General features: G+C 60.9%; 18 protein-coding genes and 1 pseudogene. 16 read left to right on the forward strand and 3 right to left on the reverse strand.

Annotation, left to right across the window (positions count from 1 at the left end; genetic code table 11):
* The first annotated feature begins 17 nt into the window (after nucleotides 1-17).
* The 11 genes from RlegSU303_RS27230 (at nucleotide 18) to RlegSU303_RS34425 (ending at nucleotide 11455) form a co-directional block, all read left to right on the forward strand.
* The gene (locus RlegSU303_RS27230) at nucleotides 18-2252 is read left to right on the forward strand and encodes an MGH1-like glycoside hydrolase domain-containing protein (RefSeq protein ID WP_131622155.1); all 2235 of its coding nucleotides are present in this window, start codon (nucleotides 18-20) and stop codon (nucleotides 2250-2252) included.
* A gap of 365 nt (nucleotides 2253-2617) precedes the next feature.
* Complete coding sequence (locus RlegSU303_RS27235; protein ID WP_003554938.1) at nucleotides 2618-3694, forward strand: ABC transporter substrate-binding protein; 1077 nt, start codon at nucleotides 2618-2620, stop codon at nucleotides 3692-3694.
* The gene (locus RlegSU303_RS27240; protein ID WP_131622157.1) at nucleotides 3684-4598 is read left to right on the forward strand and encodes an ABC transporter permease; all 915 of its coding nucleotides are present in this window, start codon (nucleotides 3684-3686) and stop codon (nucleotides 4596-4598) included. The genes RlegSU303_RS27235 and RlegSU303_RS27240 overlap by 11 nt, the downstream gene beginning before the upstream one ends.
* A gap of 10 nt (nucleotides 4599-4608) precedes the next feature.
* A complete protein-coding gene (locus RlegSU303_RS27245; protein WP_003554934.1) occupies nucleotides 4609-5388 on the forward strand; it encodes an ABC transporter permease in 780 nt (259 codons plus the stop codon).
* Nucleotides 5375-6424: an ABC transporter ATP-binding protein gene (locus tag RlegSU303_RS27250; protein WP_131719935.1), complete on the forward strand. Its 1050-nt coding sequence runs from the start codon at nucleotides 5375-5377 to the stop codon at nucleotides 6422-6424. Before RlegSU303_RS27245 ends, RlegSU303_RS27250 begins: the two co-directional genes overlap by 14 nt.
* Complete coding sequence (locus RlegSU303_RS27255) at nucleotides 6424-7023, forward strand: cysteine hydrolase family protein (RefSeq protein WP_033184104.1); 600 nt, start codon at nucleotides 6424-6426, stop codon at nucleotides 7021-7023. The genes RlegSU303_RS27250 and RlegSU303_RS27255 overlap by 1 nt, the downstream gene beginning before the upstream one ends.
* Nucleotides 7024-7078: 55 nt before the next feature.
* Nucleotides 7079-7558, forward strand: coding sequence for a MarR family winged helix-turn-helix transcriptional regulator (locus RlegSU303_RS27260; protein WP_012759939.1), 480 nt, complete (start codon nucleotides 7079-7081; stop codon nucleotides 7556-7558).
* A 33-nt stretch (nucleotides 7559-7591) separates the two neighbouring features.
* A complete protein-coding gene (locus tag RlegSU303_RS27265) occupies nucleotides 7592-9934 on the forward strand; it encodes a beta-glucosidase family protein (protein WP_131719934.1) in 2343 nt (780 codons plus the stop codon).
* 16 nt (nucleotides 9935-9950) lie between these two features.
* Nucleotides 9951-10280: an XdhC family protein gene (locus tag RlegSU303_RS27270; protein ID WP_131719933.1), complete on the forward strand. Its 330-nt coding sequence runs from the start codon at nucleotides 9951-9953 to the stop codon at nucleotides 10278-10280.
* On the forward strand, nucleotides 10280-10975 hold the full coding sequence (locus RlegSU303_RS27275) for an XdhC family protein (protein ID WP_131719932.1): 696 nt from the start codon (nucleotides 10280-10282) through the stop codon (nucleotides 10973-10975). The genes RlegSU303_RS27270 and RlegSU303_RS27275 overlap by 1 nt, the downstream gene beginning before the upstream one ends.
* Nucleotides 10976-11164: 189 nt before the next feature.
* Nucleotides 11165-11455: an NTP transferase domain-containing protein gene (locus tag RlegSU303_RS34425; protein ID WP_331275230.1), complete on the forward strand. Its 291-nt coding sequence runs from the start codon at nucleotides 11165-11167 to the stop codon at nucleotides 11453-11455.
* On the opposite strand, the gene RlegSU303_RS27285 is transcribed toward RlegSU303_RS34425, so the two are convergent.
* Nucleotides 11425-12156, reverse strand: coding sequence for a DUF6088 family protein (locus tag RlegSU303_RS27285; protein ID WP_231283867.1), 732 nt, complete (start codon nucleotides 12154-12156; stop codon nucleotides 11425-11427). The genes RlegSU303_RS34425 and RlegSU303_RS27285 overlap by 31 nt on opposite strands.
* A 117-nt stretch (nucleotides 12157-12273) precedes the next feature.
* A pseudogene (locus tag RlegSU303_RS34600) lies at nucleotides 12274-12363 on the reverse strand (MBL fold metallo-hydrolase); the annotation flags it as partial.
* Nucleotides 12364-12396: 33 nt separating this feature from the next.
* Here RlegSU303_RS34600 and RlegSU303_RS27290 point away from each other — a divergent pair.
* The gene (locus tag RlegSU303_RS27290) at nucleotides 12397-12645 is read left to right on the forward strand and encodes a type II toxin-antitoxin system RelE/ParE family toxin (RefSeq protein ID WP_222351738.1); all 249 of its coding nucleotides are present in this window, start codon (nucleotides 12397-12399) and stop codon (nucleotides 12643-12645) included.
* Nucleotides 12646-12726: 81 nt separating this feature from the next.
* Here the strand turns inward: RlegSU303_RS27290 and RlegSU303_RS27295 are convergent, their stop codons facing one another.
* Nucleotides 12727-13491 (reverse strand): GntR family transcriptional regulator, encoded by a 765-nt coding sequence (locus tag RlegSU303_RS27295; protein ID WP_131719930.1) that lies wholly within the window; start codon nucleotides 13489-13491, stop codon nucleotides 12727-12729.
* Nucleotides 13492-13606: 115 nt separating this feature from the next.
* On the opposite strand from RlegSU303_RS27295, the gene RlegSU303_RS27300 reads away from it, so the two are divergent.
* Genes RlegSU303_RS27300 through RlegSU303_RS27315 form a run of 4 tightly spaced genes read left to right on the forward strand, consistent with a single transcriptional unit; the run spans nucleotide 13607 to nucleotide 18317 of the window.
* Nucleotides 13607-14920, forward strand: coding sequence for a M20 family metallopeptidase (locus tag RlegSU303_RS27300; RefSeq protein WP_131719929.1), 1314 nt, complete (start codon nucleotides 13607-13609; stop codon nucleotides 14918-14920).
* 19 nt (nucleotides 14921-14939) lie between these two features.
* Complete coding sequence (locus tag RlegSU303_RS27305) at nucleotides 14940-16490, forward strand: ABC transporter substrate-binding protein (protein ID WP_131719928.1); 1551 nt, start codon at nucleotides 14940-14942, stop codon at nucleotides 16488-16490.
* A 26-nt stretch (nucleotides 16491-16516) separates the two neighbouring features.
* Nucleotides 16517-17500, forward strand: coding sequence for an ABC transporter permease (locus RlegSU303_RS27310; RefSeq protein ID WP_445944757.1), 984 nt, complete (start codon nucleotides 16517-16519; stop codon nucleotides 17498-17500).
* Nucleotides 17493-18317 (forward strand): ABC transporter permease, encoded by an 825-nt coding sequence (locus RlegSU303_RS27315; RefSeq protein WP_131719927.1) that lies wholly within the window; start codon nucleotides 17493-17495, stop codon nucleotides 18315-18317. Before RlegSU303_RS27310 ends, RlegSU303_RS27315 begins: the two co-directional genes overlap by 8 nt.
* The last annotated feature ends 3 nt before the right edge of the window (nucleotides 18318-18320 follow it).

Genomic DNA, 18320 nt, shown 5'->3' on the forward strand with positions numbered 1-18320 from the left:
CCGGAAGTTACAGATCCATGCTACAACATTCGACGATACCCCTGATGCGTGCCTGGAATAGCTGGTCCAACCGGCCGGCCGAAATGGTCTTCCTGCCGCTCGGCGTGCGGATCACACCGGTTCTCTATTCGACCCGCAGCAAGACGACCTCTGCGATTGAGCCGCGACGCGATATGGTTCGCCTCGGCCGTCACACCATCGACGGCTCGCTGATCGAGCTGGAGACCGAGCTCAGCGGCACGACGGTCGCCTTTTCTACGACGAAGACAGACCCCTTCGCCATCCGCAGCAGCTGGAACGGCAAGGTATCGGCCGAGTGGGGACTGCGATTCTGGCTGACGCTGGCAATCTCCTCAGATGGCGGCGAGGTGGTGGTCCATGACGCGGGCCGCAACATCACGCTGCTGAAGGTCGGAACGCGCTTCGTGGCGGTCGCGACCGCCGAGGCGCCGGTGCACGTCACCGGCCATGAGACGATCGACGCGCTGCGGGCCGACTTCGAGGAAAACGGCTATTTCTATACCGCCACCCGCAGGAGCGAAGCGCCGTTGATTGCCCTGCGTTTCAATCTCGAGATGATGCGCCAGGGCGCCTATGCCGCAGGCGTCGCCGACAGTGCCGAACTGGCGATCGCCAAGGCGCAGACATGCCTTGCCGACGCGCCAGCTGCGATCGCCGATGCCCAGACCGGCGTGTTCGAGGGCGCGCTCGACGCGATGCGCGACGTCGTCGCCTGGAACACCATCTGGGACGAAACCAACGCGCGTTCCTACACGGCGGTCACCCGGATCTGGAACCTCGGGAAATTCGCCGTCTGGTTCAACGACCAGATTTTCGCCGCCCTTCTTGCGGGCGTGTTCGACGCCGATCTGGCGCGCGAGAACATGGCGACCGCGATGGCCGGCGCAACCCCGCAGGGCAATATCGCCTGCATCGTCACCTCCAACGATGCCTGGGTCGATCGCAGCCAGCTGCCGTTCGGCGCGTTGGTCGTCTGGCAGCTCTACCAGCGGACCGGCGAGCGGTCGATGATCCAGGCAAGTTACGAGGCGCTGGTGCGCAATCGGCGCTGGTGGCAGGACAACCGCGATCCGGACGGTTTCGGCCTGCTGTCCTGCGGCACCTCCGATGTGGGCGAGGGCCTCTACAAGGGGACGGCCTTTGCCGCGCGCAATGAGACCGGCATGGACAATTCCGCGACCCATGACGAGGCGATCTACGATCCCGTCACCCGGACGCTGTCGACCTTCGATCTCGGCCTTAACTGCGCGGCCGCTCTCGATGCCGAGATGCTTTCGAAAATGGCCGCCGTGCTCGGCAAGCATGACGATGCCCGCGAATTCGCCGCTCTGGCCGAGCGCCAGCAGACGCTGATCTCGCAGACGCTCTGGGACGAGAGCCGCGGCATCTTCGCCAATCGCCAGCGGCGCGGCGGATTCGTGCGCTCGCTGTCGCCGACCAGCTTCTACCCGCTGCTGTGCGGCGCCGCGACGCCGGCGCAGGCGGCGCGTCTGCTCGAGCATCTGAGCGACGAGACGACCTTCGGCGGCGATTTCGTGCTGCCGAACGCAACGCGAGACGATCCGGCCTTCGCCGATAACGTCTACTGGCGCGGCCGCATCTGGCCGAACGTCAACTATATGGTCTGGCTCGGCCTGCGGCGCTACGGTTTCGTGGCGGCGGCGAGCAAGCTGGCAAGCCAGAGCTACGACCTGTTCATGAAGAATTGGCGCGAGCAGCGTATCGCATCCGAAAATTACAACGCGGTGACCGGCGAGGCAATGGATCAGGGTGATACAGATCCGTTCTACATTTGGGCCGCCATGCTGCCGCTGATGGCTGCCAGTGAGATTGTTGACTTCGATCCGTGGACCGGATGGACGATGCGCCATGCCGGCCGGGATGTGGTGCTCGGACCTATGGTTTCGCCGTCGGGAACGCTCGAGCTGGTCGTCAAGTCCGGAACACTGGTGATGACTTTGAACGGGTGCGCAGCACTGAAGACAGATCTGCGCACCACGCTGTCGCGCATCGTCTTCGCCAACGGGCGGGTGGCCTGCACGATTGCTCCGGTCTCCGAGGCAGGTTTCATCGAGTTGCCAGGCTTGGCATTGGGCGATGTTCTTGCCGCCCGCATCAACGGGCAGGACATCAACTATGTGTCGGGCGGCGACGGAATACGCGTCATGATTGCTGAACACGCGGAGGATCGCCGGCTCGACGTCTATTTTTCATCGTCAAGCGCTCACTAAAGCAAGGCAGTGCTTGACAGGTCTCGATTCCTCACAGATAGTTTGTATACATATAAAATAAAAGACTGATGCTAAAGTCAGAGGGTTGAACGAACAGCTTGCAGGAGATCCGTGGATTCATGCCGGCCGCTCAGTGAAGTGATGTGCTGTTCTTACAGAGGTGGTGTGCCGCTGCGTCGCAGCGCGCGCTTCATTTCGCCGAGACGTCAGCGCCCCACGGACAATGCCCATCTGCTTTTAGTATGTATACAAATGATTAAGCGCGCTTTGGCACGTTGTTTGTTTTCAAGCTAGCCGATCCGTTGAGGTCGATGACCGCGGGTCATGATGGTCCATAACTGTGTATCTTCAAGAGGGGTGCCACAATGACTGAACTCACCAGACGCAACACAATGAAGTTGATGTCCGCAGCACTGATTGCTGGCGTCAGCATCTCCACCTTGCCGCGCAAAGCCTTTTCGGCCGGATCCATCACGGTCCTCAACTGGCAGGGCTACGGCACCGACGAAGCCTGGTCGCTGAAGGCTTTCACCGAAAAGACGGGCATCACAGTCGTCCATGACTACTACAGCTCGGAATCGGAAATGCTGACCAAGATGCGCACGAATCCGGGCGCCTACGATCTTGTTATCCTCAACGCTGCGCGTTGCGCCCAGGCGGTTGCCGAAGACCTGCTGCAGCCGATCGATTTCAGCAAGGTTCCCAACGCGTCAACAGTCGACGAGACCCTGCGCGCCAACCCGAACTTCAGCAAGGATGGCAAGGGTTATGCCGTTCCGTGGGTCTGGGGCATGACCTCGCTTGCCATCCGTGAAGGCATGACCGTTCCCGACAGTTACGCGGTGCTCGCCGACCCGGCCTATAAGGGCCGTGTTGCCATGGACGACGACGCCATCATCAATGTCGGCGTTGGCGCGCTGATGAGCGGGCAGGACATCAACGATCCCAAGGATCTGGCTGCTGTTACCGCCGCGCTGAAATCGATCAAGCCGAACGTCAAGTTGCTGTGGTCGACGGAAGATCAGTGGAACAAGTCATTCGCCGCCAAGGAATTCGACCTGTCGCTGTTCTGGTCGGGCGGCTCGGTGCGATCCAAGCGCGTTTCCAAACTTCCGGTTCAGTTCGTAGTGCCTAAGGAAGGCGGCGTCGGTTGGGTCGATGGTCTCGGTGTTCCGGCATCGGCTCCGAATCCAGAAGGTGCTCTTGCCTTCGTCAACTGGATGATCGATCCGATATTCTATGTCGAATGGGCAACCAAGATTGGAGCCCCCGCTTCTTCAAATTCGGCAGCCCTTTCAGCACTTCCTGCCGACGATCTCACCCGCCTGGTACACAAGACCGAATATTTGAAGACGACGTCCTTTGTCTCGGGCATTCCCGACGACCGGCGCGAAGCCTTCAACAATATCTGGCAGGAAGTGAAAGCCTTCTATGCAGAATGATCGTCTGATATCAGCGTCAGGGCGCGGACCTTCGGGTCCGCGCAGCCGGCGCCCACTCCCGCCATGGGTTTCGACGACAGCGCTGCTGCTGCCGACCTATGGGTGGCTGACACTTGCCGTCTTTCTGCCGCTGCTGACCATGTTCGTGTTCAGCTTCATGTCGGCGACACCGATGGGCAAGACCCCGATCGTCTTTACGCTGAAGCAGTACCGCGCGTTCATCGATCAACCCTATCTGGTCGGGATCGGCATCACGTCCCTGCTGATCGGCTTCTGGACGACGCTGTTCTGCGCCGTGCTTGGTTTCCTGGCGGCCGTGGCGCTGGTCCGCTCGACCTTCGGCAAGACGCGCGAGATGTTGTTGATCCTCATTCTCCTGCCATTCTGGACCAACGGTCTTGTGCGCGTCTTTTCGTGGACCATGGTGCTGCGCGAAAACGGCTTTCTCGACAGTCTGCTGCATATGATTGCTCCGGACGCGGGTTCCATCGGCTTTCTCTACACGCGCTATGCCGTGGTGGTTGGTCTTGTTCACGGCTACCTGCCGTACATGATCCTGACCTGCTACATAGCGCTGGTGGCCATCGACGACGCGATCATTGAGGCTGCTTCAAGCCTCGGCGCGCGCTGGTGGACCATCCTGTTCAAGATTTTGATGCCGCTTGCGGCTCCCGGACTGATCTCCGGCGCCGTTTTGATCTTCATTCCGGTCATCGGTTCATTCATGGAACCGCGCATTCTGGGCGGTCGTGTCGGCGTGACCATGGGAACGGTGATCGAGGATCAGTTCACCCAGGCCTTCAACTGGCCTTTGGGCGCATCGTTGTCCTTTACGCTGCTGGCTGTCGTGCTCGCAATTTTCGCAACCTTCTCCGGTGTCCTGCGCCGCGGAACGGTCGCTTGAGGAAGGGATCATGAAAACGCTCGGTCCAATCTATCTCATCGCCATCCTCATCTTCCTCTACACGCCCATTCTCGTGATGATGGCGATGGGGTTCAACGCTTCGCCACTTTACGAACTGCCATTCCATTTCTCGCTGCAATGGTACGACGCGCTCTGGGACAACAGCATCCTTCTGACGGCGGGTCTGAACAGCCTGGTGATCGCGAGTATCACCGCGGTTCTGGCGACGGCTTTGGGTACCATGGCGTCCGTTGCGCTGTCGCGCCGGACCTTTCGCGGCAGAAGTCTCCTGCAACTGATGCTGCTGCCGCCGATTGCCATTCCCTGGCTGATCACCGGCACGGCCATGCTGATCTTCTTTTATTGGACCGGTATCGGGCGCGGTATGCATGCCCTGTTGATCGGCCACGTGGCGCTCGCCATCCCCTACGTTGTTCTGGTCGTCGGCACGGGCTTCAAGACAATCCGCGCCGACCTTGAAGAAGCCGCGATGAGCCTTGGTTCGACACCGGTTCACGCCTTCTTCTCGGTGACGCTACCGCTGCTTTATCCGAGCATCCTTGGCGCCGCGCTCTTCGCCTTCGCCGTGTCGCTCGACCAGTTCGTGATTTCCTACTTCCTCGCAACGCCCGGGTACACCACCCTGCCGGTGCAGATCTACTCCTCGATCCGCAAGGGCTTCACCCCTGAAATCAACGCGATCTCCACCGTGCTTCTGCTCGGCTCGATGACGATCATCCTGATTTTTGCGCGCTTCGCCAAGCCCGGAGACACAAGTGACAAACGTTAAAGTCAATTCCGTTGCTAAGACCTACGGCACCACACCGGTCCTGTCCGATATCACCACCGAATTCCCTGAAGGCTCTTTCACCAGCCTTCTCGGCCCATCCGGCTCCGGCAAGACCACGCTGCTGCGCATCATCGCGGGCTTTATCAAGCCCGACCAGGGCGTCGTCACGATCGGCAATAATGATGTCACCGACATTCCGGTCTGGGGCCGTAACATCGGCATGATGTTCCAGTCCTACGCGCTGTTCCCCCATATGACGATTGCCCAGAACGTCGCCTTCGGTCTCGAACGCCGGGGCATCAAGGGCGCCGCCGCCCGCAAGGAAGTCGACCGTGCGCTGGAAATGGTGCATCTGCCTGGCTTTGCCGATCGCATGCCCAAGCAGTTGTCCGGGGGCCAGCAGCAGCGCGTTGCGCTGGCTCGCGCCATGGTCATCAAGCCGAGCGTACTGCTCCTCGACGAGCCGCTGTCGGCGCTCGATCGGCGCCTGCGCCAGGAAATGCAGGTCGAACTGCTGCGCATCCAGCGCGAAAGCGGCCTGACGACGATCTTCGTCACCCATGACCAGGAAGAGGCGCTGACGCTGTCCGATAAGGTAGCGATCCTCGACAAGGGCCGCATCGTCCAGATCGGCGAGCCGAAAACCGTCTATGAGAGACCGCTGACGCGCTTTGCCGCCGAATTCCTCGGCGATTCCAACTTCCTCACAGGCACCGTGGACAACGGCGCCGTGCGTCTCGCCGATGGGACGGTAGTTCAGACCACCGGCACGTTGCCATCAAGCGGCTCGAACGTCACGCTCGCGGTGCGCCCGGAGAAGATGTCGATCGCATCGGGTCCGACGGATGGCAACAGCCTGACGGCGCGCATCACCACCGTCATCTACGCAGGTCCCGTGCTGTCCTATCTGCTGGAGACGGCAGACGGTCTGCCGCTGAAGCTGTTTGCACAGAACCGCGATGGCAAGGTCCTGAGCGATGGCGACACCATCACCCTGACCTGGGCCGCGGAACACACCGTCCCGGTGGCCGACTGATGATGGCACCCGCGCCACTCTCCAGGAATGCGTTGCATGTCGTCATCGACATGCAACGTCTCTTCGCTGAGCAAACGGCGTGGTATACGCCAGCGATCGAAGGCATCCTTCCCAATGTGGTGGCGCTGAGCAAAGCGCGGCCCGCTGAGACTGTCTTTGCTCGCTTCATGGTGCCCCAAAATGCCGAAGGTGCCACAGGCCGCTGGAAGACCTACTATCGTCGCTGGTCATCGGTGACGCTGGATGAGCTCGATATCGCCATGCTGGATCTGGTCGCGCCGCTTACAGCGATAGCCGCTCCAGGCTCCATCGTTGACAAAGAGACCTACTCGGTCTTTGGCTCGCCCGGGTTTACTGCGCGTTTGCAAGGATCGGCAACGGACACGCTGATTTTCTCGGGCGTCGAGACCGACGTCTGCGTCTACGCCAGCGTTCTTGATGCGGTCGACGCCGGCTACCGGGTCATCCTCGCCGAGGACGCACTGGCAAGCGGCGACTTGAAGGCGCACGCCATGGTCATCGAGATCCTGGCGCCAAGGCTTTCGGAGCAGATTGAAATTCTAACGACAGAAGCCATTCTGAAATTGTGGCGAGAGTAAATTCGGCAGCACCATTGCCGGTCACGACGATGAACAGGCAGATTTGAGAGATCCTATGGACGTTCCGTTCAAAGACAAAGGCGGCCGACAAAAGACCGCAGCGACCGAGGCGCCCGGCCAGCAGGCACAGTATGCGCTTGGCGAGCAGATCGGCTTCTATCTGCGCCAGGCCAACCAGCGGCACGTGGCGATCTTTGCGAGCCTGATGGCGGAGAAGCTGACCACCACCCAATGGGCGGCGCTCGTCAGGCTGAAGGACCTGCAGCCCTGTTCGCAGGGCAATCTCGGCCGCGAGACCGCCATGGATATGGCGACCATCAAGGGCGTTGTCGATCGACTGGTGAAGCGTGGCCTCGTTCACACCGCCCCCGACTCGACCGACGCGCGTCGGCTGGTGCTGACGCTGACGCCGGAAGGCGAGGTGACAGTCGCCCGCAACCTGTCGGTCGCGCTGCAGATCTCGCAGGAAACGCTGAGCACGCTGACGCTTGCCGAGCGGATGATGCTGATGGAACTCCTTCAGAAGATCTGTTGACACACGCCTGATCCGCAGTACCGGAGACCAATCATGTTCCAGCCGAGCGACGCCGACATTCGAACGCTTGTCGATCAGATGACGGTGGCCGAAAAGGTCGAACTCCTGAGCGGACGTGGCCTGTGGAAGACGGCATCAATCAGCAGGCTCGGTGTTCCTTCGATCGTCATGACCGATGGGGCCTATGGGGTGCGCTATTCGACCACCCAGATCGACGCCGGCGACAACGACGAAGACAGTCTGCGGGCGTTCCTCGATCTCGTCGGGCAACAGGGCGACGGATCGGGCGGCATGTTTGGTGCCACCCGTCCAGCCACGTGCTTTCCCAACGGCAATCTGCTCGGCTCTTCCTGGGATATTGATCTTGCCTATCGCATGGGCGCTGCGCTGGCGGCGGAGTGCCAGGATTTCGGGGTTCATCTGCTTTTGGGACCCGGCATCAACATAAGGCGCACGCCGCTGGCCGGGCGGGCCTACGAATATTATTCCGAGGATCCTGTTATTAGCGGCGACATCGCAGCGGCCGTCATCTGCGGATTGCAGGATAACGGCGTCGGCGCCTCGCTCAAGCATTTCGCCTGCAATAATTCCGAAATCGAGCGAACCACGACCAGTTCCGATGTCGATGAGCGCGCCCTGCGCGAAATATACTTGGCAGGCTTCGAGAGGGCCATCGAAAAGAGCGCGCCGTGGACCGTGATGAGCGCTTATAATCCGCTGAACGGCATCCAGGCAGCCGAACATCATTGGCTGCTGCGAACCGTGCTGCGCGATGAATGGGGCTATGACGGGCTTGTCCTGTCAGACTGGCACGCGATCAAGGATCGTGCCGCAGCACTCGATGCCGGCACCGAACTCGACATGCCGGAAAGCAAGCCCCGCAAGGCGCGTCTCCATGCGGCCATCAACGCCGGCGACGTGGCGCCCGAGGTGATCGATGCGGCTTGCGCTAAAGTTTTGGCGTTCGTGCGCAAATGCAAGTCGAGCGAGCGGCGTGGCACGCCGGCGGATTTCGAGGCGCATCATGCGCTGGCGCACGACATCGCGGCGGAATCGATCGTGCTGCTGCGCAATGAGGGCCAGGCGCTGCCGCTCGATCCCGGCGGGCCGGGTGAGCTTCTCATTGTCGGCGACGGCGCCGTCACTCCTGTTATCCAAGGCTCCGGCTCGGCTACCACCAATCCCTATCGCGTCGACAGTCCGTTCGTTCAGATTGCCGCGCGGGCGGGAGACAGCCTGAAGGTCCGGCATCTGCCCTTCTCGTCGGTCGCGCAGCCCGACGTGATGGCGTCAATCGAGGCGATCGTCGAAGCCGCGGAGCGTGCCGATGTAGTTGTCGTGTTTGCGGAAAACGAGAAGAGCCGTCACGGCGAGGGCAACGACCGCGACACACTGAAGCTCGCCCCCAGCCACGATGCACTCATCACGGCGTTGGCGGCGACAGGTCGCAAGCTCGTCGTCGTGCTCTCGATGCCAGACACGGTCGAGATGCCATGGATCGGGGATGTCGACGCCGTCCTGGCCAGTTTCTATGCCGGGCAGGGCGGTGGCGAAGCGCTGGCCCGCATCCTGTTTGGCGAGCAGAACCCGTGCGGCAAGCTCTCCGCCAGCATGCCGGTTCACATGCAGGATATTCCGGGCTGGCACACCTATCCGGGCGAGCATGGCCGGCATATCTATAGCGAGGGCATTTTCGTCGGTTACCGGTTCTACGATCTGAAGGCGATGACGCCGGCCTTTCCGTTCGGCCATGGGCTCAGCTACACCACGTTCGCCTATGAGGATCTCAGGCTCGACACGCAGGAGATCACGCCCGGCGCCGGCTGCACCGCCGCCCTTACCATCCGCAACACAGGTACGGTTGCCGGCAAGGAAATCGTGCAACTCTATGTCCGGCCGATTAAGCCGGGTCTCAAACGACCCGTCCGTGAGCTTAAGTCCTTCACCAAGCTTCATCTGGCGCCAGGAGAAGCGAAGAGGGTAACGCTTGGGCTGGCGCAGCGCGATTTCCAGTATTTCGACACGTCGCGTTCGGCTTGGGTTCTCGATGCCGAGGCTTTTGTAATCGAAGCGGCTGCATCCTCCAGAGACATCCGCTTGTCGATCACCTTGCCATGCAGGTCGGAGGCTCCGGCCCTGCCGACGATTTCGGCCAATTCTCCGACAGCGCTTGTCTTTGCCCACCCGAACACCGAGGCCGCTCTCGTTCGTTTCTTCGTCAGCAGGCTTTCGATCTCCGCTGCCGAAGCCATCGCCCTTCTTGCCAAGACAAAGGGCTCCTTTCTCGGCTTCTACGACACTTTGAGCTGGTATGTCGGAGACAGCGTCAAAGAGGCGGATATTGCCGAAGTCTTTTCAGAACTAAACCAACACTAGATTGAGGCCCGCAGGAATGACCATCCAGACGAACCTGACCGACCCGCTGCTGACGGCCGAGCACTGGATGGAGGCGGGCCGAGCTGTTGCGATTGCGACGGTGATCGAGACGTGGGGTTCGGCGCCGCGTCCGGTTGGCAGTCATCTGGTGGTCGATGCTGATGGCAACTTCGAGGGTTCGGTTTCCGGTGGCTGCGTCGAGGGTGCGGTCGTTACCGCCGCTGCCGAGGTGATTGCCGCAGGCAAGGCGCAGATGCTGCAATTCGGCGTTGCGGACGAGACCGCCTGGCGCGCCGGGCTGTCGTGCGGCGGGCGCATCCGTGTCTTTGTCGAGAGGCTCGGTTGATGCTCCGCGACAGCCTGCAGCGTTTGAACGCCGCGCGCCGGAAGCGTCTCGCCGTCGTGCTGCTGACAGATTTTCGGGGAGAAGAGCATATCTTCCTGGAAGGGGATCCGGTCGAGCCGCCATTTGCCGCGCTCGTCGAAGGCGCCTTTCGGTCTGGCCGCTCGATGGCTTTCAACACGATAGATGCTAGCGGCTTCCTCAATGTCTACATACCTGCCCCGCGCATCGCCGTCATCGGCGCCGTCCATATCAGCCAGTATCTGACGCCTATGGCAAGGTTGGCCGGCTTCGATGTGCGCATCATCGATCCGCGCACAGCCTTTGCGACGCGTGATCGCTTTCCCGATGTGCAGATGTGCACCGATTGGCCCGTCGATGCATTGATGGCGGATCCACTCGACCGCTATACCGCCTTAGTCGCACTCACCCACGATCCCAAGATCGATGATTTTCCCCTGGCCGAGGCATTGCGCACCGGCTGCTTCTATATCGGCGCGCTCGGCAGCCGAAAGACCCACGCAGCGCGGACAAGCCGCCTTGCTGCACACGGCTTCGGTGCCGATGCGCTTTCAACGATCCACGCGCCGATCGGGCTCGACATCGGCGCATCCAATCCAGCTGAGATCTCCGTAGCGATCCTTGCTCAGGTCATCAAAGCGCTTCGCACGAGCAGCCGCCAGACGATGCCTGCGTAGCGCCTACGGAGAGGCTCACCCTCTGACGATGACGCAGATGGAAAATAGCTTGCCTGGACGCCAAGCTGCTGCAAGGCGTTGTTTCGAAGACGCATTGCTGCCGATGTAAAAGCCGCTGCACGTTCGCGACCTCGCAACGTGGAGCTTGTCGACGGAGGACGCTGCGGCGCTGGTGGGATCGGGAAAGAGATGGGAGCAGAGCCGAAGGTATCAATCGTCGTGCTGGCGGCTGGCTTGGCAACGCGCACGGGCTCGAATGGCGGGCACAAGCTTTTGGCCATGTTTGACAGGATGCCGCTCGTGCGTCGCTCGGCTTTGGTCGCCAAGGCCAGTACCGCCCTTTCCATCGTCGTCGTCGTCGGCATCGGCAAGACGATATCCGCGACGTTCTCACCGGCCTGCCCCTGCATATTATCGTCAATCCAGACTACGGAGCGGGCATGTCGAGTTCACTGGCGGCCGGATTTGCCGCTGCTGTAGCCGACGGCGCCGATGGTGTTCTGATCTTCCTTGCCGATACGTGTTATGGTCTCTACCGCCTGGTACATCCAGGCAGGGATAGCGTGGATGTTTTCGCGCAGATCCTCGACGATCGGTTGCCTGTGCGGGCTTCGTCTGAGGTAACGGACGATCCCATCGATGACTGCTTCGAGATTGGATCGCTCATCGCGAAACCAGTGGAGGGCCTGGATCACCCGCATCGCCGGCCGGCCGGCCCAAAAGGCTGTCTTTGCCGAAATGCGCTTGAAGTCCAAGATATAGATGACCGGTTTTTTAGCCTGCGGGTCACCGGCATTCGCCTTGATCTCGATGGTTCGAGGATAGGTATCGGCATAGATTGTGGACCGGGCCGGAACGGCCGTCGTCAAGCCAAGATCATTGGCTGCCGTCATGCCATCGACGCACACACGAAGCTTGTCGCGCCGTGCGATCGCATCGATGAATGAGGCGCGGGGCGGAAACACCATCTTGCCGGTCAACTGGCTGGTATCCGGCTTGTCGTAGAGGCCACGATGAGGGCGTCGGATGTCGCCGCGGCTGGTCAGCCTCTGTAGCGCCTTTTCGACGGCGTTCGGTGTAGCAATATCGAGGAAATCGGCGCGCGACCAAACACCCGAGGGCGCCGCGCCGGCAATTCGGTGGTGAATGCGTTCGAGAGTATCGGATGTGGGATCCGGCATGATGGCTCTACTTTCTGACCGAAGATTATATACAAAGTTTGGTCAGTGGCAATCTAATAGCATCTACTGACCAATTTTTATATCAAGAAATTGGTCAGTATGACGATCGCGCTTTCATATAGACCTTGTCCCCAAGCCAATCGCAGCCAGATTTTCGAAGACCCGGCCCGCGTTCGGACCCATCGTGCCGCCCGCGCCGGCTTCGATGAACCAACAGCCGCACCGAGCAAGCGGCCGTCAATCTCTCGCTCGACAGCCATTTCCACATACATAGAAGCAGAAAATCCGTCAGCCGCTATACTGGTCGACGAACGGATCGTTGCTGCCGTCCGTCGGTTAGTAGATTTTCCCGCGAGCGGTCGTGTTGGCAGAATTGCTGGCACCGGCACGTCGTACGTCGTGGCGTATGCAATTACCGAAACAGCGGTTCGTATTCTTCGCGTCCTCCATGGCGCGCAGGAATGGCCAGACACTTTGCCAACGCGCTAGGCTTTGTTCTCGATGCTGAGTATCAACGGGTCGGGGGTCGAATCTCTTCAAGGCGGCCATGTGGCCTACGAAGACATCGCCTCACTGCACCTCGTTGACATAGCGGTGGTTGGCGGTGGTTGCCCGGTGAGCTGAAATCAAAACCGGTACAGCCATCTGGTCATAGGCCACTTCGTCGATCGTTAGGACCGCTGCTGGCCGGCTCAGGTCCAGCCAATGGGCATCGCACTCGGCCGCAAGATCGGCGCCGATCTGCTCGCGTATGGCCGAGATGCGGATTCCATAATTTTCCAGCAGATGCAGGTAGAAGAGCTGAGGGATTTCCTCTGGCCTTTCCGGGAAGTCGGGGACCCGTTCGCGCGAAAGCGTCAGCGTCTCGTGCATGATCGGGCGTTCGTCGACGTAACGCACACGGTGGAAGCTGACGATCGGCGATCCTTCGTCGATCTGAAGTTTTCCCGCATCGGCCGCGGAAGCAAAGCTCCTGTCGAGCGAAGTCACCTTCGTGACCGATTTGCTGAGTGAACCATCCAGCCCGTGCAGTCGAAAATACTGAAAAAAAAGGCGCAGGCTGTGCTGCGGTTTGCGGCCGGTCACGACTGTGCCAGTCTTGCGACGGCGGCTGAGAAGGCCGTCATTGGTGAGATCCATCAGCGCCCGCCGGATGGTGCCCACGGCCACGCCGTAGGTTTGCGACAGCGCCACTTCGCTCGGCAGAACCGAACCCGGTTCCAGTTTACCGAGCATGATCGCTTCGGTGATCTGTCGTTTGACCACTTCATAAAGCGGCAACGACAACTCCGTCAGCTTGACCACTCCTGATGAATTGTTGGGCAGTTCCGGCAATGATTTGCCTCTTCTTTGGAGTTGACTCAGGGTCTCGAACTACGCAGTATTACTATATAGTTTATATAAAAGCGCAAGCTGGGAGGCTGGCGCGACGGGTACCGAGGGCACTGCCATGAACATGCCGCAGCCAGCTTCTTCGCAACAGATCCTTGGACCTGCCATGGCAGCGATCGAGCGGGATGTCGAGGTTGCTGTCGATGATCTGGCCCGGATGATCGAAGTTGACACCTCATTCCCACCGGGACTGGGCTATGACGCTTTTGCCGATCTGATGGCCGAACTCATCTCGCCCTTGGGGTTTGAATTCGAGCGGGTCGTCGTGCCACGTGATCTTTGGTACGTGGCCGGTGGACCGGCATCCGGCGAGCGGACCAACCTCATTGCTACGCGTGATACGGGAAAGCCGGTCTGCGGTCTTTATTATCATGTCGACACGGTCCCGGCCGCGCCTGGCTGGGCACGCGATCCTTTGAAACTGACGGTCGAGGGTGACGATCTGTTCGGGCTCGGCGCAGCGGACATGAAAGGCACGATCGCAGCAACCCTGCTGGCGTTGCGGTCTGCCAAAAAATGCGGTCTGCCTCTGTATTACGATCCGATGCTGCTCCTCTGCACCGATGAGGAAGGGGGCCTATATCCCGGCATTCGCTATCTGGCGGAGCAGGGCATATTGAAAGGCCATATCGTCAATTTCAACGGGTCCGCGGCGCCGCGCATCTGGGCGGGCTGCTTCGGCGTCTTCCATCTGCAGTTGACGATTAGGGGCCACGCCGTTCATGCGGGCGAAGGCAATCGCACCGGCGCCGGCATCAATGCTATCGAAGGCGCCTTACCTTTGCTCAATGCCTTGATGGCATTGAAGCCGGACGTGGCCAGCCGGGCATCCGCACTGACGCCACCGCCGCACGCGTCAGGTCCGCTGCGACCGCAGCTTTCAATTTCGGCCGTGAACGGCGGCACTGCCGGCGGCCAGGTCCCGGCCGAGATCAAGATTCTCGTGAGCCGGCGTTACGCTCCGGAAGAAAGCTATGAGGATGCGAGCGCCGAGATCGAAAGCCTGATCCACGACAGCGTTGCGGGCACAGGGCTGGGGCTCGAAATGGACCTTGTCGGCCACCTCATCCCGACGGACGATCCGGAAGGTCCCCATTGGCCGCGCTGGCAAAAGGCGCTGTCGCTGGGCTTCGGCTACAAGCCGGAAGACTTCCAAAAATGGGGCGCCGCAAGCTGCTCCGACTTCGGCTACGTGCAGAAGTCCGGCTTTGCGCAGGAAGTGCTGCTGGGCGGGCTCGGCCGGCCGGAAAGCTGCATCCACAGTCCCGAAGAGCATACTACCCGCCGGGACATCATCGCCTTGGCGAAAAGCATACTGGCCTATCTCGCGGCGGACTTTGCCGCCGACTCCATTCCTGAAAACCGCGCCTGAACCATAAGGGAACCGAAAAATGCTGGAAATCAAACGTCGCGTCTTCCTGGCCGGCACCGCCGCCGTCTTTGCTGCACCGGTGCTGGGCCTGGCGCAGACCACAAAGCCGGCCATGGGCGGCACGCTGCGCATCTCGGTCGATCAAGCAGCAAGCGTCATCCATCCGCTCCTGACCCGCGTCAACCCGGAATACCTGGTCACCGAACTGCTCTACAGCAACCTGACGCGGCTGAAGGTCGACATGTTGGTGGAGTCGGATCTGGCTGAGAGCTGGAGCGCAAACGACGCGTTGACCGAATGGACCTTCAAGCTGCGCAAGGGCGTCACTTTCCATGACGGTTCCGCCTTCACCGCCAAGGATGTCGTCGCCACCTTCAAGGCGATCCTCGATCCGGCCACTGCGTCGCCGGGCCGTAACAATGTCGGCCCGATCGCCGAGATCGTCGCTGTCGATGATTCGACCGTGCTATTCAAGCTGTCGAGCGCCTATGCCGACCTTCCCGTCGCCATGGCTTATACCAACGCCCGCATCATCCCGGCATCGATCGCCACCGGCGACCTGAAGAGCCTTTCCAGCAAGGCTGTCGGCACCGGTCCGTTCAAGCTCGTGTCCTACGAGCCGGACCGCCTGATCGTCGTCGAGCGCAACCCGACCTACTACGATCCGGCCCGTCCCTATGTCGACCGTATCGAAGTGCAGGTGTTCCCGGATACCTCGGCGGAAAGCTCCGCGCTGCTCGCCGGCGATATCGACATCGTCTCGACCATCCAGCCGCCGGAATTCATGCGCGTCGATGGCAATGACGGCATCACCACTCTGCGCACGCCGTCCGGCCAGTTCTGCAACATCAACTTCGGTTGCGACACGGCACCGTTCAACGATGCCCGCGTGCGCCGGGCGATTGCGCTCACCGTCGATCGCGAAGCCATGGTCGGTTTCGTCACCGAAGGTTTCGGCACCATCGGCAACGACACGCCGCTCAACCCGTCCTACCGTTTCTTCAAGGCTGTCAAGCAGCGCGAGAAGAACATCGAGGAAGCCAAGAAGCTGCTGGCGGAAGCAGGTTTCCCCAAGGGCCTCGAAGCAACGCTGGTCGCCTCCGACCGTCCGGCCGTGCGCACCCAGCTCGCCGTGGCGCTGAAGGAGATGGCCAAGGAGGCCGGCATCACCATCAACGTGCAGACCATGCCGCATGCGACCTATCTCGACCAGGTCTGGAAGAAGGGCAGCTTCTATGTCGGCTTCTACAACATGCAGCCGACCCCGGATGGCATCTTCAAGTTACTCTACACGTCGGACGCCTCCTGGAATGAGACGCGCTGGAACAACAAGGCTTTCGATGCTCTGGTCGCAGAAGCCCGCGGCACGATCGATGCGGAGAAGCGCACCGCCCTCTACACGAAGGCGCAGGAAATCATGAACGACGAAGTGCCCTCAATCATTCCGTCCTTCTTCGACGTGCTGGCTGCGAAGCGCAACTGGGTCGAGGGGTTCGAAGCGCATCCGCGCGCCTCGGTTTTCCGTCTCGACTACGCCTCGTTGACCGACAAGGCGCCCAAGCGCGGCTGATCCGTCAATATCGCCGGGCGCCTGACATGGCGTCCGGCCCTCTTGTCCCAAGGAACATGCTCCTGTCTCCGAACTACATAGCCAAGCGGCTGGTGATGATCGTCTACACGCTGCTAGTCGTATCGCTCATCGTCTTCGCCATCACTCAGATCCTGCCGGCCGATGCTGCAGTCATGATGCTGGGCGAGAACGCCACACAGAATGCGCTCGACGCGCTGCGCCAGACCATGGGTCTGGACCAGCCGGTCTGGCAGCAATATCTCACTTGGATCTGGCATGTCCTGCAGGGCGACCTCGGCACCTCGCTGCGCACCGGTCAGCCCGTCGGCCCGGTTATGTTCGAAGCGCTTGGCCGCTCGCTTCTGCTAGCAGTGCTTTCCATCGCCCTGATGCTGGTGCTTGCGATTCCGCTCGGCATCATCGCCGCGGTCCGCCGCGGCAAGATTGCTGATATGGTCGTCAGTCTGATCTCCTATGCCGGTGTCGCTCTGCCGGAATTCGTGACGGCGACAATCGCCGTTCTCGTCTTTGCCGACTGGATGAAGTGGTTGCCGCCGACCGGCTACGTGCCGCTGACGGAAAATTTCCCCGATGGCCTCGCCCATCTCGTGCTGCCGGTCTGCGTCATCTCGATCATCCTGATAGCCCACGTTTCGCGCATGGTGCGCTCCGAACTCGTCGATGTGCTGCATACCGACTATATCCGCGCCGCCCGGCTGAAGGGTATGTCGCGCGGACATGTGCTGCGCCGTCATGCGCTGCGCAACGCGCTTTTGCCGACCATCACCATCGTCGCGCTCGACGTCGGTTATCTGCTCGGCGGCGTCATCGTGGTGGAGGAAATCTTCGCCATTCCCGGTATCGGCCGCCAGCTGATCGTCGCCATCCAGGCGCGCGACCTGCCGGCCATCCAGGCCGGGGTGCTGATCATGGCCGCCACCTATTCAATCGTCAATTTCATTGCCGACATCCTCTATGCCTGGCTCGACAAGAGGATCCAGTATGACTGATTTCCTGAAACGTCTGCTGAAGACGCCGCAGGGCGCCATCGGCCTGTTCCTCGTTGCCCTTGTGCTGCTGATCGTCGTCTTCGGCCCGCTGGTCGCCCCGCATGATCCGGAAGCGATCTCGCCGCTTGCCCGCTACAAAGGCCCGAGTGCCGCCTTTTGGCTCGGCACCGACCAGTATGGGCGCGACATCTTCAGCCGCCTGCTGATCGGCGCCCGCGCAACGGTCGTCATGGCAGTTCTCGCCACCATCGGCGGCACGCTGGTCGGCGCTCTGATCGGCACCGCGTCCGCCTTTTTCGGCGGACGTGCCGACGAGTTCATCATGCGCACCATCGATGCCGTGATGTCGATCCCGAGCCTCCTGTTTGCGCTTCTGGTTGTCAACCTGCTCGGTTCCAGCACCGTCAACGCGCTGGTGGCAGTCGCCATCGCCTTTGCTCCGGGCATGGCCCGCATTACCCGCAGCGTGGCGCTTTCGGTTCGCAAGCAGGACTATGTCAACGCGGCGATCGCCCGTGGCGAAAGCTCGGGTTACATCATCCGTCGCGAAATGCTGCCCAACGTGATTGCGCCGATCATCGTCGAGATGACCATCCGCGTGTCGTTTGCCGTGATGCTGTTTGCGACGCTCAGCTTCCTCGGTCTCGGCGCCCAGCCGCCGGCTGCCGAATGGGGCCTGATGGTCTCGGAGGCGCGCCGTTACATGCATCTCTCCGCCGGCATCCTGATCTGGCCGAGTGCTGCGATCGCCATCGTCGCCGTCGGCTTCAATCTTCTGGGCGACGGTCTTCGCGATGCCCTCAATCCGCGAACATGAGGC

This window comes from Rhizobium sp. SU303 (assembly GCF_021052345.1).
Taxonomy (GTDB): domain Bacteria; phylum Pseudomonadota; class Alphaproteobacteria; order Rhizobiales; family Rhizobiaceae; genus Rhizobium; species Rhizobium laguerreae.

Coding starts and splice junctions, on each gene's coding strand:
- RlegSU303_RS27240 (WP_131622157.1), top strand. CDS start 3,684: ATGCAGAATGATCGTCTGATATCAGCGTCAGGGCGCGGACCTTCGGGT.
- RlegSU303_RS27275 (WP_131719932.1), top strand. CDS start 10,280: ATGCTCCGCGACAGCCTGCAGCGTTTGAACGCCGCGCGCCGGAAGCGT.
- RlegSU303_RS34425 (WP_331275230.1), top strand. CDS start 11,165: ATGGGAGCAGAGCCGAAGGTATCAATCGTCGTGCTGGCGGCTGGCTTG.
- RlegSU303_RS27285 (WP_231283867.1), bottom strand. CDS start 12,156: ATGCCGGATCCCACATCCGATACTCTCGAACGCATTCACCACCGAATT.
- RlegSU303_RS27305 (WP_131719928.1), top strand. CDS start 14,940: ATGCTGGAAATCAAACGTCGCGTCTTCCTGGCCGGCACCGCCGCCGTC.
- RlegSU303_RS27235 (WP_003554938.1), top strand. CDS start 2,618: ATGACTGAACTCACCAGACGCAACACAATGAAGTTGATGTCCGCAGCA.
- RlegSU303_RS27265 (WP_131719934.1), top strand. CDS start 7,592: ATGTTCCAGCCGAGCGACGCCGACATTCGAACGCTTGTCGATCAGATG.
- RlegSU303_RS27230 (WP_131622155.1), top strand. CDS start 18: ATGCTACAACATTCGACGATACCCCTGATGCGTGCCTGGAATAGCTGG.
- RlegSU303_RS27245 (WP_003554934.1), top strand. CDS start 4,609: ATGAAAACGCTCGGTCCAATCTATCTCATCGCCATCCTCATCTTCCTC.
- RlegSU303_RS27270 (WP_131719933.1), top strand. CDS start 9,951: ATGACCATCCAGACGAACCTGACCGACCCGCTGCTGACGGCCGAGCAC.
- RlegSU303_RS27255 (WP_033184104.1), top strand. CDS start 6,424: ATGATGGCACCCGCGCCACTCTCCAGGAATGCGTTGCATGTCGTCATC.
- RlegSU303_RS27260 (WP_012759939.1), top strand. CDS start 7,079: ATGGACGTTCCGTTCAAAGACAAAGGCGGCCGACAAAAGACCGCAGCG.
- RlegSU303_RS27315 (WP_131719927.1), top strand. CDS start 17,493: ATGACTGATTTCCTGAAACGTCTGCTGAAGACGCCGCAGGGCGCCATC.
- RlegSU303_RS27300 (WP_131719929.1), top strand. CDS start 13,607: ATGAACATGCCGCAGCCAGCTTCTTCGCAACAGATCCTTGGACCTGCC.
- RlegSU303_RS27310 (WP_445944757.1), top strand. CDS start 16,517: ATGGCGTCCGGCCCTCTTGTCCCAAGGAACATGCTCCTGTCTCCGAAC.